Source organism: Curtobacterium sp. MCBD17_013, from assembly GCF_003234565.1.
In the GTDB taxonomy this organism is placed as follows: domain Bacteria; phylum Actinomycetota; class Actinomycetes; order Actinomycetales; family Microbacteriaceae; genus Curtobacterium.
The window spans coordinates 243,749-256,940 of record NZ_QKTU01000003.1; the positions used below are offsets into that span (position 1 = coordinate 243,749).

At 74.1% G+C, this 13,192-nt stretch carries 15 protein-coding genes and 1 tRNA gene; 12 read left to right on the forward strand and 4 right to left on the reverse strand.

The features are described from left to right. Positions 1-11: 11 nt before the first annotated feature. Positions 12-386 carry a hypothetical protein gene (locus DEI81_RS05850; RefSeq protein ID WP_111009564.1) on the forward strand — a complete coding sequence of 125 codons (375 nt, stop codon included), beginning with the start codon at positions 12-14 and terminating at the stop codon, positions 384-386. Positions 387-396: 10 nt separating this feature from the next. On the opposite strand, the gene bcp is transcribed toward DEI81_RS05850, so the two are convergent. After that, positions 397-867, reverse strand: a complete 471-nt coding sequence (gene bcp / locus DEI81_RS05855; RefSeq protein ID WP_111009565.1) for a thioredoxin-dependent thiol peroxidase — start codon at positions 865-867, stop codon at positions 397-399. Positions 868-966: 99 nt separating this feature from the next. Between bcp and DEI81_RS05860 the strand changes: the two genes are divergently transcribed. Next, positions 967-1,042 (forward strand) — tRNA-Lys (locus tag DEI81_RS05860). 200 nt (positions 1,043-1,242) lie between these two features. Beyond that, positions 1,243-1,695, forward strand: coding sequence for a MarR family winged helix-turn-helix transcriptional regulator (locus DEI81_RS05865; protein ID WP_111009566.1), 453 nt, complete (start codon positions 1,243-1,245; stop codon positions 1,693-1,695). Positions 1,696-1,741: 46 nt separating this feature from the next. On the opposite strand, the gene DEI81_RS05870 is transcribed toward DEI81_RS05865, so the two are convergent. Further along, the gene (locus DEI81_RS05870; protein WP_220035635.1) at positions 1,742-1,993 is read right to left on the reverse strand and encodes an SHOCT domain-containing protein; all 252 of its coding nucleotides are present in this window, start codon (positions 1,991-1,993) and stop codon (positions 1,742-1,744) included. 218 nt (positions 1,994-2,211) lie between these two features. On the opposite strand from DEI81_RS05870, the gene DEI81_RS05875 reads away from it, so the two are divergent. From DEI81_RS05875 to DEI81_RS16160, 5 genes are read left to right on the forward strand one after another with little or no spacing between them, the layout of a single operon-like run. Next, complete coding sequence (locus tag DEI81_RS05875) at positions 2,212-3,684, forward strand: sensor histidine kinase (RefSeq protein WP_146244027.1); 1,473 nt, start codon at positions 2,212-2,214, stop codon at positions 3,682-3,684. Then, entirely contained in the window at positions 3,677-4,369 is a 693-nt protein-coding gene (locus tag DEI81_RS05880) for a response regulator transcription factor (RefSeq protein WP_258368521.1), read from the forward strand. The genes DEI81_RS05875 and DEI81_RS05880 overlap by 8 nt, the downstream gene beginning before the upstream one ends. Before the next feature lie 60 nt (positions 4,370-4,429). Beyond that, a complete protein-coding gene (locus DEI81_RS05885; RefSeq protein ID WP_111009568.1) occupies positions 4,430-5,767 on the forward strand; it encodes an alpha-amylase family protein in 1,338 nt (445 codons plus the stop codon). Further along, positions 5,764-6,717 carry an endo alpha-1,4 polygalactosaminidase gene (locus DEI81_RS05890; protein ID WP_258368522.1) on the forward strand — a complete coding sequence of 318 codons (954 nt, stop codon included), beginning with the start codon at positions 5,764-5,766 and terminating at the stop codon, positions 6,715-6,717. Before DEI81_RS05885 ends, DEI81_RS05890 begins: the two co-directional genes overlap by 4 nt. 41 nt (positions 6,718-6,758) lie before the next feature. Next, positions 6,759-7,907, forward strand: coding sequence for an FAD-binding oxidoreductase (locus DEI81_RS16160; protein ID WP_111009569.1), 1,149 nt, complete (start codon positions 6,759-6,761; stop codon positions 7,905-7,907). A gap of 16 nt (positions 7,908-7,923) precedes the next feature. Here the strand turns inward: DEI81_RS16160 and DEI81_RS16165 are convergent, their stop codons facing one another. After that, positions 7,924-8,061: a hypothetical protein gene (locus DEI81_RS16165; RefSeq protein WP_181435332.1), complete on the reverse strand. Its 138-nt coding sequence runs from the start codon at positions 8,059-8,061 to the stop codon at positions 7,924-7,926. A gap of 363 nt (positions 8,062-8,424) precedes the next feature. Then, positions 8,425-9,285, reverse strand: coding sequence for a DUF2382 domain-containing protein (locus DEI81_RS05900; protein WP_111009570.1), 861 nt, complete (start codon positions 9,283-9,285; stop codon positions 8,425-8,427). Positions 9,286-9,622: 337 nt separating this feature from the next. Between DEI81_RS05900 and cofD the strand changes: the two genes are divergently transcribed. From cofD to cofC, 4 genes are all read left to right on the forward strand, one after another. Further along, positions 9,623-10,639 (forward strand): 2-phospho-L-lactate transferase, encoded by a 1,017-nt coding sequence (cofD, locus tag DEI81_RS05905; RefSeq protein WP_111009571.1) that lies wholly within the window; start codon positions 9,623-9,625, stop codon positions 10,637-10,639. 125 nt (positions 10,640-10,764) lie between these two features. Then, positions 10,765-11,766 (forward strand): TIGR03557 family F420-dependent LLM class oxidoreductase, encoded by a 1,002-nt coding sequence (locus DEI81_RS05910; RefSeq protein WP_258368523.1) that lies wholly within the window; start codon positions 10,765-10,767, stop codon positions 11,764-11,766. Next, a complete protein-coding gene (cofE, locus tag DEI81_RS05915; RefSeq protein ID WP_258368524.1) occupies positions 11,763-12,599 on the forward strand; it encodes a coenzyme F420-0:L-glutamate ligase in 837 nt (278 codons plus the stop codon). The genes DEI81_RS05910 and cofE overlap by 4 nt, the downstream gene beginning before the upstream one ends. Next, positions 12,596-13,177 (forward strand): 2-phospho-L-lactate guanylyltransferase, encoded by a 582-nt coding sequence (gene cofC / locus DEI81_RS05920; protein WP_111009573.1) that lies wholly within the window; start codon positions 12,596-12,598, stop codon positions 13,175-13,177. The genes cofE and cofC overlap by 4 nt, the downstream gene beginning before the upstream one ends. Positions 13,178-13,192 lie beyond the last annotated feature (15 nt).

Here is a 13,192-nt window from a genome sequence, read left to right on the forward strand (position 1 = left end):
GGACGCCGACCGTGCTCGGTCTCGCGGTCGTCGTGGGGCTCGAGTTCCTCGCCGTGGCGGTGCTCACGGTGGTGCTCGTCGTCGACCTCGTGGTCGCCCCGCCGGACTCGGTCGTGAACGGTCTGGCGCTCATCGTCCTCGCCGCCGTCGCCGCGATCTGGCTGGGAGCGATGGTGCTCGGACTGGCCCGCGCCCGCTCCTGGGTGCGGAGCGGGGTCGTCGTCTGGCAGTTCCTCCAGATCGCCCTCGCCGTCGGTGCGTTCCAGGGCGTGTTCCGGGTCCCGGCGATCGGGTGGGTGCTGCTCCTGCCAGCGCTGCTCGCCCTGGTGCTCGTCTTCGCACCGGCGACGACGGCGGTGCTCGCCCGCCGCGACCTCGAGCGCTGAGGGCAGGGACTCAGTCCAGGCCGAGCTTCTTCCGCAGCGCGGCCACGTGCCCCGTCGCCTTCACGTTGTAGAGCGGCAGCTGCACGCGGCCGTCCTCGTCGACGACGATCGTCGAGCGGATCGTGCCCGTCGTGACCTTGCCGTAGAGGTTCTTCTCGCCGTACGCGCCGTACGCGCGGTGGACCGTCAGGTCCGGGTCGCTCAGGAGCGGGAAGGTCAGGGCCTGCTCGTCCTTGAACCGCTGCAGCGCGGGGAGGTCGTCCTTGCTGATGCCGAGCACCGTGTAGCCGGCGCCCTGCAGGGAGTTCATGTTGTCGCGGAAGTCGCAGGCCTCGGTCGTGCATCCGGGCGTCGACGCGGCCGGGTAGAAGTACACGATGACCTTGCGGCCCCGCAGGTCGCGCAGGCTCGTCGGCGTGCCGTGCTCGTCCGGCAGGGTGAAGTCGGGGGCGTCGGCCCCGGCGGCGAGACGTTCGGTCATCCTGTGCTCCTTGCGCGACGTGGTGGCGGCGCCCCGTGGTCCGTGGCGGCCGGGACCCATGCTATTGTTGTTCTCCGTTGCGGCGAGCCGCGACGGTACGCGCCTCTAGCTCAATTGGCAGAGCAACTGACTCTTAATCAGTGGGTTCTGGGTTCAAGTCCCAGGGGGCGCACCACCAGCCCCGGACCTCCCGGCATCAGCCGCAGGTCCGGGGCTTCGTCGTTGCCAGGCGCGGCCGTCGTCCCCCTCGATCGGGGGCGTCGTCCGGCAACCGCGGCGCTCGCGGGTCGCGCCGAGGACGACCTGGACTCGGTGTAGCGTGCGTACCTCCGGGCGGGAGCAGGGGGGTGACGGGTGGGAACAGCGGACGAGGACGTGTCCGACCTCATCGCGGCGTTCACCTCCGTACAGCGGGCGAACGCCGCCCTCATGCGGCAGCTGAGCCTCCTCGCGGGCGTGCATGAGAACGCGCTGCGGGCGCTCGTGCTCATCGACGACACGGCCCGGTCCACGCCGACCGAGGTCGCCGGGTTCCTCGAGCTGACCTCCGGTGCGGTCACGAGCATGCTCGACCGACTCGTGGCGGGCGGGTTCATCAAGCGGATCCCGAACCCGGCCGACCGGCGCGGGTCCCTGCTGACGCTCGAACCCGCGGGTCAGGCCGTCGTCGCGCAGATCCGGCGCCGCTACGAGGGGGTCATGCGGGCCGTCGACGCCGAGCACCGGGCCGGGCTGTACCTCGTGCTGAACGACCTCGCGACCGGGCTGCTCGAGCAGGCGCAGGGCGTCGTGTCCGACGCGGCCGCCGCGGGCGGAGACGGGACGTAGTCCCGGGACCGGCGGCGACCGCGGCGTGCGGCACGGTGCCGCGGCGTCAACGTCGGTCGAGCTCGGACGACCGCGCCCGGTACTCCGTCGCGTCGATCTCGCCGCGCGCGAACCGGTCCGCGAGGACGGCCCGGGCGTCGGAGCGAGCGCGCCACGGCCCGCGGCGGAGGACCCCGAACACGAGGGCGAGCACGACGAGGGTCGCGAGGAACACGACGGGGAACACGGCGAACGGGGCCATGGGTGGGCCGCCGTGCCAGGACGGTGCGGCGGCGAGTGCGGTGAGTGCGGGTGTCATGGTGACCTCCTCGGTCGGTGGCTGGGCGTCGCTGGTGCGACCGGTCCAGGCTCCTGCTCCGCGGTCGTCCTGTCGTCCGCTCGGGGGACGCTCCTGGACGTGCTCCCGACGGCAGTACCCGAGGTCGTTCCTCCACACGCATCACGCCGGAGGGAGGAGTCCACGGACACCTCCCCGGGCGGACGACGGCGGCCCGGTCGGCACCTAGGCTTCCGGGCATGAGGAGACCCACCGAGACCGGGCGGCGGCGGTTCGCGCGCGTCGGCAGGGTGCTCCCGGTGGCGGCACTGCAACTCGTCGGCACCCTCGTCCTGTCGCGCTGGACCGGGCCGACGCCCGGCACCGTGCCCGCTCATCCGGGACCGCCGTGGGGGCCGGGAGCGGGGGAGGCCGTCGTGGCGGCACCCGGTCCGCTCGCGATCGCGATGCTCGTCGCTGCGGTGGTCGTCCTGCCGTTCCGGTGGCGTTGGCCGGTCGTCGTCCTCGGCGTGACGCTGGCGACGACCCTCGGCTACGCGGTCCTCGTGAGCCCGCGGGGTCCCTTCGTGGCGGCCCTCACCATGGCGGCGGTGAACGCGTGGCTGTCGGGTCGTCGCCGTTCCGCGGCCGCGGCGGTGGCGATCGGCGCGTTCGCGCTCCCGTGGGTGGACCTCGCGACCGGGCGTTCGTCCGTCCTGCCCTGGGGGACGGCCACCGTCATGCTCGCGTGGGGTGGGCTCACGATCGCGCTCAGCGAGCTCGCTCGCGTCCGCGTGCTCCGCGCGGCCGAGGCCCGCCGCGCACGCGCGGAAGCGGTCCGGCGGCGCGCGGAGGACGAACGCGTCCGCATCGCTCGGGAGCTGCACGACTCGGTGGCGCACAACATGTCGCTGATCAACCTGCAAGCCGGGGTGGCGCTGCACCTCGGTGCCGACCTGCCGGACCCGACCCGGGCCGCGTTGACGAGCATCCGCGACGCCAGCCACGAGGCCCTCGTGGAGCTCCGCGCGGTGCTCGGGGTCCTCCGCAGGGTGGACGATCCGGACGCGGGAACGAACAGCGGCGGCGCGGGTGCCGCGACCGGGAGTGGGATCGAGGCGACCGGGGACGGGGGCGTCGTGGTGCCCGAACGGTCCCCGGTGCCCGGCCTCGATCGACTCCGGGATCTCGTCCTGCGCGCGGAGGCGGCCGGACTCGACGTCACGCTCGACGTCGACGGCGACCTCGGCGCCGTCGACCGCATCGTGGATCGGACGGCGTTCCGCATCGTGCAGGAGTCGGTGACGAACGTCATGAAGCACGCGCCGTGGAATCGTGTCGCGGTGGTCGTCGGCGCGTCTGCGGAAGTCCTCGACGTCACCGTGGAGGACCTGCCCGACGCGCGCGGGCGGAGGGGCCCTGCTGCACCGCCGGACCCGGCCGCGTCGGCCGCGTCCTCCGCGTCGGCCTCGGTGGACGCCCCGCAGGACACCCTCGACCGCGCCCAGGCCGGCCTCGGTCCGTCGGGCAACGGCATCATCGGCATGCGGGAGCGGGTGGCTGCGGTCGGGGGCGTGCTCGAAGCCGGCCCGGTCACCGGTGGCGGGTGGCGGGTGCACGCGCGGCTCCCGACCAGCGGCACGACCACGACCACGACCACGACCACGGGCACGGACACCACGGACCGACGGACCGCTGCCCTCGAGCGAGGACAGGAGGCACACCGTGGATGACGCCAGCGAGGCGGCACCGCTCCGGTTGGTGATCGCGGACGACCAGGCACTCGTCCGCGCCGGACTGCGGGCGCTCGTCGAGTCCGAGCCCGACATGGCCGTCGTCGCCGAGGCCGCCGACGGCGAGGACGCCGTGCGTGCTGCCGTGGAACACCATCCCGACGTCGTGCTCATGGACATCCGGATGCCCCGCGTCGACGGACTCGTGGCAACGCGGCGCGTCGGTGCCGACCCGGCGCTCCGTGACGTGCGCGTCGTGGTCCTCACGACCTTCGAGGAGGACGCCTTCGTGTTCGAGGCGATCCGGGGCGGAGCGGCCGGGTTCCTGGTCAAGGACACCGAGCCGGCCGAGCTCCTCCGCGCGATCCGGACGGTGGTCGCGGGTGACTCGTTGCTCTCGCCGGGGGCGACCCGGTCCCTCGTCGCCGCCTTCGCCACGCACGCCACCCCGGCGGAACTGACCCCTGCACTCGACCGCTTGACCGACCGGGAGCGCGAGGTCATGCGCTGGGTCGCCGGGGGACTGTCGAACAGCGAGATCGCCCAACGCCTGTTCATCAGCCCTGCGACGACGAAGTCACACGTGAGCCGGGCGATGGTGAAGCTCGGCGCACGGGACCGGGCGCAGCTCGTCGTGTTCGCCTACGAGACAGGCCTCGTCGCACCGGGCTGGTCCGGCTCCTGAGCGCGTGGCCCCCAGCGCGGATCGGTAGGGTCGACCAGGCCGACGAACCGGAGGTGGTCGATGACGTCCTGGGTGGAGCACGCCCTCTGGTGGCACGTGTACCCGCTGGGGTTCGTCGGTGCCGACATCCGTCCGCCGGATGCCCCCGCGCCGTCGGCACGGGAACGCCCGGTCGAGCACCGGCTCGGCCGACTCGAGGCGTGGCTCGACCACGTCGTCGACCTCGGGCTGAACGGCATCGCGCTGGGACCGGTGTTCGCGTCGTCGACGCACGGCTACGACACGCTCGACCACTTCCGGGTGGACCCGCGGCTCGGGGACGAGGACGACCTCCTCCGTCTCGTCGCCGCGGCGCACGACCGCGGCGTCCGGGTGCTGCTCGACGGGGTGTTCAACCACGTGGGGCGCGCGCATCCGGCGTTCCGAGCGCTCGAGGAGGACGGACCCGCGGCCCCGACCGCCGGACTGTTCCGCGTGCGCTGGGACGGGTGGCGTCCCGGTGACCGCGTCGACGCGGACGTGTTCGAGGGCCACGACCAACTCGTCGCCCTCGACCACGGCTCCTCGGCGACCGTCGACCTGGTCGTCGACGTCATGACCCACTGGCTCGACCGCGGCGTGGACGGCTGGCGCCTCGACGCCGCGTACGCCGTGCCGCCCGCGTTCTGGGCGGCGGTGTTGCCCCGCGTGCGAGAGCGGCACCCGGACGCTTGGTTCTCGGGTGAGGTGATCCACGGTGACGCCGGTGCCGTCGTGCGGGCCTCGACCATGGACTCGGTCACCCAGTACGAGCTGTGGCAGGGCATCTGGCACGGCATCGCGGACGGCAACTGCCACGAGCTCGCACACGCGATCCGCCGGCACGACGCGCTCCTGTCGACGTTCGTCCCGAGCACGTTCGTCGGCAACCACGACGTGACGCGCATCACGTCCGCGGTCGGTCCGCGGCACCTGCCGCACGCCCTCGCGGTCCTGTTCACGGTGGCCGGCGTGCCGAGCGTGTACGCGGGCGACGAGTACGCCTTCCGCGGCGTCAAGGAGGCCCGGGTCGGCGGCGACGACGCCGTGCGCCCGGCGTTCCCACCCGTGCCACCGGCTCCGGCCGACCTCGATCCGGAGGGCCGGGACGCGTTCCGCACGCACCAGGCGCTCGTCGCCGTGCGGCGTCGCCACCCGTGGTTGCACCGCGCGCACACGGACGTCGTGCACCTCGAGAACACGGCGATCGTGCTCCGGACGGCGATCGGCACGGACGCGGTCGTCACCGCGCTCAACATCGGTGACGAGGTGGTGTCGCTGCCCGCGGCCGGGTCGACCACGATCGAGGCGGGCGCGGGCGAGGTCGACCACGGTCGCGTCCGACTGGCGGCCTCCGGTTGGGCGGTGCTCGGCGGGTGACCGCTCGTCGCGTCTTCGGGCGGGCCTGCATGGCCGCCGTGCTCGTCGTGGCCGGCTGGGTGGTCGCCCCGCCCGTGGCGTCCGCCGTGCCGGCGGACCGACCCGCGTCGGCCGCCATCGGGAGGCTCGGTGTCGGGAGGCTCGGTGTCGGGAGGCTCGCCGTCGCGGCACCCGCGTCCACCGCGACGCGTTCGTCCCCGCCGGTCCGGCCGTTCCCCACCCGCGGGCGCCCGGACTACCAGCTCGGCGGCGCCTACCGTCCGCCCGCCGGCGTCACGATCGTCGAACGGGACAGCACCGCGCATCCGGCACCGGGCACGTACGGGATCTGCTACGTCAACGGGTTCCAGACCCAGCCCCAGGACACCGCGTGGTGGCGGCGCGAGCACCCGAGGGACCTCCTCCGGACCGCATCGGGGAAACCGGTCAGCGATCCCGGGTGGCCGGACGAGGTCCTCCTGGACACCGGGACCGCGGCGCACCGTCGAGACGTCGTCCGGGTCCTGTCCCGCACCGTGGACCGCTGTGCACGTCGTGGGTTCGACGCCGTCGAGTTCGACAACCTCGACTCGTGGACGCGCTCGCGCGGGCGCCTCAGCCGCGCTGACGCCCTCGCCACCGCCGCGCTCCTGGTCGACGTGGCGCACCGGGACGGCCTCGCCGCGGGGCAGAAGAACGCGCCGGGCCTCGGCACGCGGGGGCGGGACGTCGCGGGCTTCGACTTCGCCGTCGCCGAGGAGTGCGTGCGCTACGACGAGTGCCGTGCGTACACCCGCGTGTACGGCGGACGGGTGATCGACGTCGAGTACAGCGACGCGCTCCGCACGACGTTCGCCGCCGCCTGCCGTTCCGCGTCGCGGCCGCGCATGACGATCCTCCGCGATCGTGACCTCGTCACGCCCTCGCACGCGGCGTACCGGTACCGGCGCTGCCTCGTCGCCGGCTCGTGAGAGCATCGTCGCGCCCCCGCCCGCCGACAGGAAGCCGCTCCGTGCCCCGCTCCGACACCACCGCCACCGCCCTCGTGATCGGAGCCGGGATCGCCGGCGCCGCCACCGCGTTCGCCCTGGCGCGCCGTGGGGTGGCCGTGACGGTCGTCGACGACGGCGCGACCGGGCAGGCGACCGCGGCGAGTGCGGGGATCCTGCAGCCCTGGTCGTCCGCGGTCGACGGGCCGTTCCTCGACCTCTACGCGGCGGGCGCCGCGTTCTACCCGAACCTGCTCGCGCAGCTCGCCGGCGTCGGCGTGACCCGGACCGACCACCGTCGGAGCGGTGCGCTCGTCGTCAACGCCGACCCGGCCCTCCTGGACGCGGCGGAGGCCCGGGTCCGGTCGCGGGCGGCCGTCGCCGGGTCGGTCGTCGGCGCGGTGGAGCGCATCACGAACGCCGAGGCCCGACGACGCTTCCCTCCGCTCGCCGCGGGACTCGACGCGCTCTTCATCGAGGGCGGCGGACGCGTGGACGGCCGCACGCTCCGTGATGCGCTCCTCCTGGCGGCCGAGCGCCTCGGCGCGGTGCGGCGGGGCGGCCACGTCCGGTCGGTGCGCGTCGTGCAGGGCCGGCCGCTGGTCGACGTCGACGGCGCGGACACGACGGCGGACGTCGTCGTGGTCGCCGCGGGCGCGTGGTCACGGGACCTCCTCGCATCCACGGGTGCCGCCGTCCCGGTCGCACCGCAGCGCGGTCAGATCACGCACCTCCGCGTCGAGGGCGTCGACACGTCCGCCTGGCCCTCCGTCCACCCGTTGTCGCACCACTACCTCGTGGCGTTCGACGACTCGCGCGTCGCCGTCGGCGCGACCCGCGAGACCGGCAGCGGGTTCGACCCACGCGTCACCGCGGCCGGGCAGCTCCAGGTCCTGCAGGACGCGCTGGCGGTCGCGCCGGGACTCGCGGACGCGACGCTCATCGAGACGCGGGTCGGGCTGCGGCCCCTGCCCGACGACACCATGCCGGTCGTCGGTGCGCTGCCGGGTACGCCGGGCGTCGTCGTCGCGACGGGCTACGGCGCGGCCGGACTGACGATGGGCCCGCTGCTGGGTGACGCCGTGGCCCGGTGGGTGCTGGGGGAACCGGCACCCGAGCTCGAGCACACCGCGCCCGGACGCGCTGGCGTCCCTGGCACCGACGCGCGCTGATCCGCCGGTCGTCCGGTCAGACCCCGCCGCAGGTGATCGCGCGGATCGTCGCGGCGTCCCCGCCGCCGACGCCGCCGACGAACGCGGTGGTCGGCGTGCCGTCGGTGAGGGCGCGTCGGGCCGTCGACCACGACGGGCCGAGGAACGCGAGCATCGCCGCGCGATCGCGCGTCCAGAAGCGCCATCGGCGTGCCGCGGCCGGGAGGCCCGGTGCCGGGGACCAGCCCTCCGGCGGCTCCCACAGTTGGTGCAGGGCGACCCACTCCGCCGACGGTTCGGGCCACCCGGGCGGGCGGCGGAACCGGAACGGCGGGGCCGCCGCTCCCGCGGGCTCGGACGGGACGGCGGTGTCGCGGAGTTCCCCCGTGCGGCGACCGTACCGGCGCCTCCCAGGTGCCGCGCAGGCCCCTCTTCGGGGTCGACGTCCCGTGCGGTCCGGACGCGTCCTGCACGACGAACGACGACGGCCCGCCACCGATGGGTGGCAGGCCGTCGTCGTGGTGACGGTGCTGCGGAGTCAGCTCCGCGTGGTGCCCGTCGTGCCGGTGGTGCCGCCGTCGCCCTCGAGCTCGATCTCCTCGTGCGCGACGTCCTCGGTCACGTTCTCCTGCTCGGTGACGGTGTCCTTGCCGAGGCGGACGCGCTCGACCGGCACGGTCTCCTTGTCGACGACGACGCGCTCCTCGCTGAGGGTCACCTCGTGCTCCTCCTCGCTGAGCTCCGGGCCGTCGGTCGCGGCGCCGACGTTCGCGTCGGTGATCGGCTCGCGCTCGAGTCGGACCTCCTCGTGCTGGACGGGGACGGTGACGTTCTGCTGCTCGGTGACGACGTGCTTGCGGAGGCGCGCACGGCCGGTCTGGACCTGCTGCGTGCCGACCTGGAGGTGCTGCTCCGAACGGGTCATGGCGTCGTCGGTGTCGGGGCCGGACGTGTCGTGGCCGGCGCCCTCGAAGCCCGTGGTGCCGGTGCCGACCGTGCCCGTGGTGTCGGTGCCGACCGTGCCCGTGGTGTCGGTGCCGGTCGTGGTGGTGTCCGTGCCCGCGTAGGTGTCCGTCGTGCCGGTGCCGCCGGTGATGCCGTAGTACGAGAACAGGGTGTTCTCCTCGTCGATGCCGAGCTGGCCGTCGGCGTCCACCCGCGGGGCGTCCTTGATCCTGGCCTTGTCGTACCCGACGGTGAGCGTGCCGTTGCTGTAGTCCGCGTTCTCGAGCGGGACGAAGGACTCGGAGGTGCCGAAGAGTCCCGTCGAGACGCTGGCGAACAGCGGGTGACCGTCGTTCTGGTCCACGTAGACCTGCTTGACGGTGCCGACCTTGTCGCCGTCGCGGTCGATGACCGTCGCGTCGAAGATGTCGTTCATGGTGGTGGTGTCGATCATCGCGTTCTCCCTGATGTCGGTGGTGCTTCTCGGGTCTGCTTCTCGGTCTGCTCTGGAGCGCGTGGACGTCGGGCCCTGCGCCGGTGTGATCGCGACGCGCCGTACGGGCTGACGTCGACGCAGGCGATGCAACGCGTTCTCGGCCGTGCCGTCCCGCATGTCCGGGTGCCACCCATCGAACGGGGGACAAACGGAGCCGTTCGCGCACTTCTGCGGCCCGGGACGCGGCACCACGACGCATGTCGGACGATGTGGGGGACGTGCTCCTCGTGTTGCTGATCCGTGCCGGATCGATCCGCGTTCCCTGGCGTTCCCGGTGCCTGGGAGGATCAGACGCATGGCCTCCTCGACCTCGACACCCGTGCCCACCCGCCGTTCCGTCACCGTGCTCGCCGGCGGCGTCGGCGGGGGACGGTTCGCGCGCGGCGTGCGGCACCTCGCGCGGCAGCAGGACCTCGACGTCACCGTCGTGGTGAACACGGGTGACGACCTCTGGCTCACCGGGCTGCGCGTGTGCCCCGACCTCGACTCCGTCATGTACGCCCTCGCCGACGCGAACGACACCGAGCGCGGATGGGGGCGTGCCGGTGAGTCCGAACGCGTCAGCGCCGAGCTCACCGCCTACGGCGTGGGGTGGCCGTGGTTCACGCTCGGCGACCTCGACCTCGGCACGCACATCGCGCGCACCGCGATGCTCCGCGACGGCGACGACCTGACCCGGGCCACGGCGCGGCTGGCAGCGCGGTGGGCCCTCGACGTCACGCTCCTGCCCGTGACCGACGACGAGGTCCCGACCCTCGTCGACGTCGACCGTCCCGACGGCACCCGGGACCGCATCCACTTCGAGGAGTGGTGGGTGCGCCACCGCGCCGCGATCCCCACGCACGGGTTCGTGCAGCAGGGCGTCGAACGGGCGTCGGTCAGTGCGGCGGCAGCGGCGGCGATCCGTGGTGCCGACGTCGTGCTCCTCGCGCCGTCGAACCCGGTGGTGTCGATCGGCACGATGCTCGGCGTGCCAGGGGTCCGCGAGGCGCTCGCCGCGGCCCGGGGTCCGGTGGTCGGCGTCGCCCCGGTGATCGGAGGTCGACCCGTGCGTGGCATGGCGGACGTCTGCTGTGCGGTGGCCGGCGTCGAGGCGACGGCCGCGGGGATCGCACGGCACTACGGCGCCCGGCGGGACGGCGGGCTGCTCGACGCCTGGCTCGTCGACGAGGTCGACGCGGACGCCGCGGCCGAGCTGCAGCGCGACGGGCTCCCGACCCGGGCCGTCCCGCTCTGGATGACCGACGACGACGCCACGGCCGACATGGCGCGGGCCGCGCTGGCGCTCGGGCTGGAGGCCCGGGGAGCGTGAGCGGAGCGGATGGTCGTCGCGGATCCGCAGCCAGCGTCATGACCTGACCGCCCGTACGATCGAGCCGGAGCCCGGACCGCGGATGCATCAGGCGCACGGGCCCCCACGACAGGAGGACGCATCCCGTGACCGGACCGACCATCGGCTACGCCGCCATGCTCGAGCAGTTCCACCCGACCGAGGCCGTCGCGCTGAGCGAGTACGCCGAGCAGCACGGGTTCTCGGGGGTGATGGCCGCCGACCACTTCCAGCCGTGGGTCCCCGCGCAGGGTCAGAGTTCGTTCGTGTGGAACGTGCTCACCGCCATCGGCGAACGGACCCGGGGGGACATGGGGCCCGGCGTCACGGCTCCGACGTTCCGCTGGCACCCGGCGATGGTGGCCCAGGCGTCGGCGACCCTCGCCGCCATGTACCCGGGCCGGCACTGGCTCGGACTCGGATCCGGCGAGGCGCTCAACGAGCACGTCGTCGGGCAGTACTGGCCCGAGACGCCGGAACGCATCAACCGCATGTTCGAGGCCATCGACGTCATGCAGAAGTTGTTCCGGGCCTCGGCCGCGGGCAAGGACGTCAAGCACTCCGGCACCTTCTTCAAGCTCGAGTCGACCCGGCTGTGGACCATGCCCGAGGTGCCGCCGGAGATCCTCGTCGCCACCGCCGGTCCCGTGACCGCCAAGCGCGCCGGGCGGACGGTCGACGGCCTCATCACGGTGGGGGCACCGCTCGAGAAGATCGCGGGCCTGTTCGCCAAGTTCGACGAGGGCGCGCGCGAGGCCGGCAAGGACCCGTCGACCATGCCCCGCGTCCTCCAGGTGCACCTGTCCTGGGCGCCGACCGACGAGGAGGCGCTCCGGAACGCGATGGTCGAGTGGCCGAACGGCGGCATGAAGTTCCCGAAGGCCGACATCCGCTCGCCGTTCGAGTTCGAGCAGATGGCCAAGCTCGTCCGCCCCGAGGACTTCGAGGGCCGCATGGTCATCTCGAGCGACCCGGACGTGCACCTCCGGGCGTTGCAGCGGTACGCGGACCTCGGCTTCGACCGGATCTACCTGCACAACGTCGGGCGGAACCAGCGAGAATGGATCGATGTGTTCTCCGACGCGGTCCTGCCGAAGCTGACCAGGTGACCCGGTTCACCGTCTTCGCCATCCGCGGCGTGCCCGAGGTCGTTCCGGGTGCCGACCTCACCGCGCTCATCGGTGACGCCATCGCCGCGGACCCCGAGCAGGCGCTCGCCGACGGCGACGTCCTCGCGGTGACGAGCAAGGTCGTGTCGAAGGCCGAGGGGCGGACGGCCCCCGCCGCCGATCGTGACCGCGTGATCGCCGAGGAGACCGTCCGCGTCGTCGCCGAACGTCCCACCCCCGACGGGCGGGTCACCCGGATCGTGGAGAACCGGCTCGGCATCGTCGGTGCCGCCGCCGGGGTCGACGCCTCGAACACCGCCGACGGCACCGTCCTCCGTCTGCCGGAGGACCCGGACGCCTCCGCCCGCCGCATCCGCACGGCCCTGGAGGCCCGCTTCGGCCTCCGCCTCGGCGTGGTCGTCACCGACACGCTCGGGCGGGCGTGGCGCACCGGGCAGACCGACGTCGCGATCGGCGCGAGTGGCGTCCGGCTGCTCGTCGACCTCGCCGGGACCCTCGACGCGAGCGGACGGCCACTCGGGGTGACCGCTCCGGCGGTCGGCGACGAGATCGCCGCCGCGGCGGACCTCGCCAAGGGCAAGGCGACGGGCCTCCCGGTCGCGGTGGTCCGCGGACTCGGGCACCTGCTCGACGCCGCCGCGCCCGGCGCGCGGGTGCTCCAGTACCCGGCCGAGCGCGACTGGTTCCGGCGTGGTTCCGCCGAGGCGCACCGCGACGGCTACGAGGCCGGTCTGGCCGCGGCCGCGGCCGCGGCCGAGCAGGCCCAGCAGACCCGCACCCACCGGATCCTGCCGCCCACCGAGGTGCCGTGACCCCGGACTGGACCATCGTCGTCCCGGTCAAGGGCACGGCGGGGGCCAAGACGCGACTCGCGGCCACGCCCGAGCAGGCCCTCGCCATCGCGCTCGACACGGTCGCCGTCGCCGCCACGGTCGCGCCGGTCGTGGTCGTGACCCACCCGTCGTCCGCGCCGGCCTTCCACGCCCTCGCCGTCACCGTGGTCGAGGACCCGGGCCGCGGCCTCGACGCCGCGGTGCTCGCGGGCGTCGCGACGTGCGCACACGGCCCGACCGCGGTCCTCCAGGGCGACCTGCCCGCACTCGACGCGGCGCAGCTCCGTGCCGCGCTCGCGGCGGCGGCGGCGTACCCGCGCGCGGTGCTGCCGGACGCCGACGGGACCGGCACCGTCCTGCTCACGGCACTCCACGGCCACGACCACCGCCCGCAGTTCGGACGCGGCTCCGCCCGCGCCCATCGGGCCCAGGGCTACACGGAGCTCGACCTGCCGGGCCTCACCGGCCTCCGACGTGACGTCGACACCCGCGCGCACCTGGCCGCCCTCGGGTCCGGCCTGGGGCCGCGGACGCTGGCGGCGTTCGCCCGGTCCTGATCCCGCACCACCAGG

What these genes read in the sequence shown, in the direction of transcription:
- DEI81_RS05870 (WP_220035635.1), bottom strand. Translation starts at nt 1,993, where the DNA reads ATGACACCCGCACTCACCGCACTCGCCGCCGCACCGTCCTGGCACGGC.
- DEI81_RS05885 (WP_111009568.1), top strand. Translation starts at nt 4,430, where the DNA reads ATGACGTCCTGGGTGGAGCACGCCCTCTGGTGGCACGTGTACCCGCTG.
- bcp (WP_111009565.1), bottom strand. Translation starts at nt 867, where the DNA reads ATGACCGAACGTCTCGCCGCCGGGGCCGACGCCCCCGACTTCACCCTG.
- DEI81_RS05875 (WP_146244027.1), top strand. Translation starts at nt 2,212, where the DNA reads ATGAGGAGACCCACCGAGACCGGGCGGCGGCGGTTCGCGCGCGTCGGC.
- cofD (WP_111009571.1), top strand. Translation starts at nt 9,623, where the DNA reads ATGGCCTCCTCGACCTCGACACCCGTGCCCACCCGCCGTTCCGTCACC.
- DEI81_RS05900 (WP_111009570.1), bottom strand. Translation starts at nt 9,285, where the DNA reads ATGATCGACACCACCACCATGAACGACATCTTCGACGCGACGGTCATC.
- DEI81_RS16165 (WP_181435332.1), bottom strand. Translation starts at nt 8,061, where the DNA reads ATGCTCGCGTTCCTCGGCCCGTCGTGGTCGACGGCCCGACGCGCCCTC.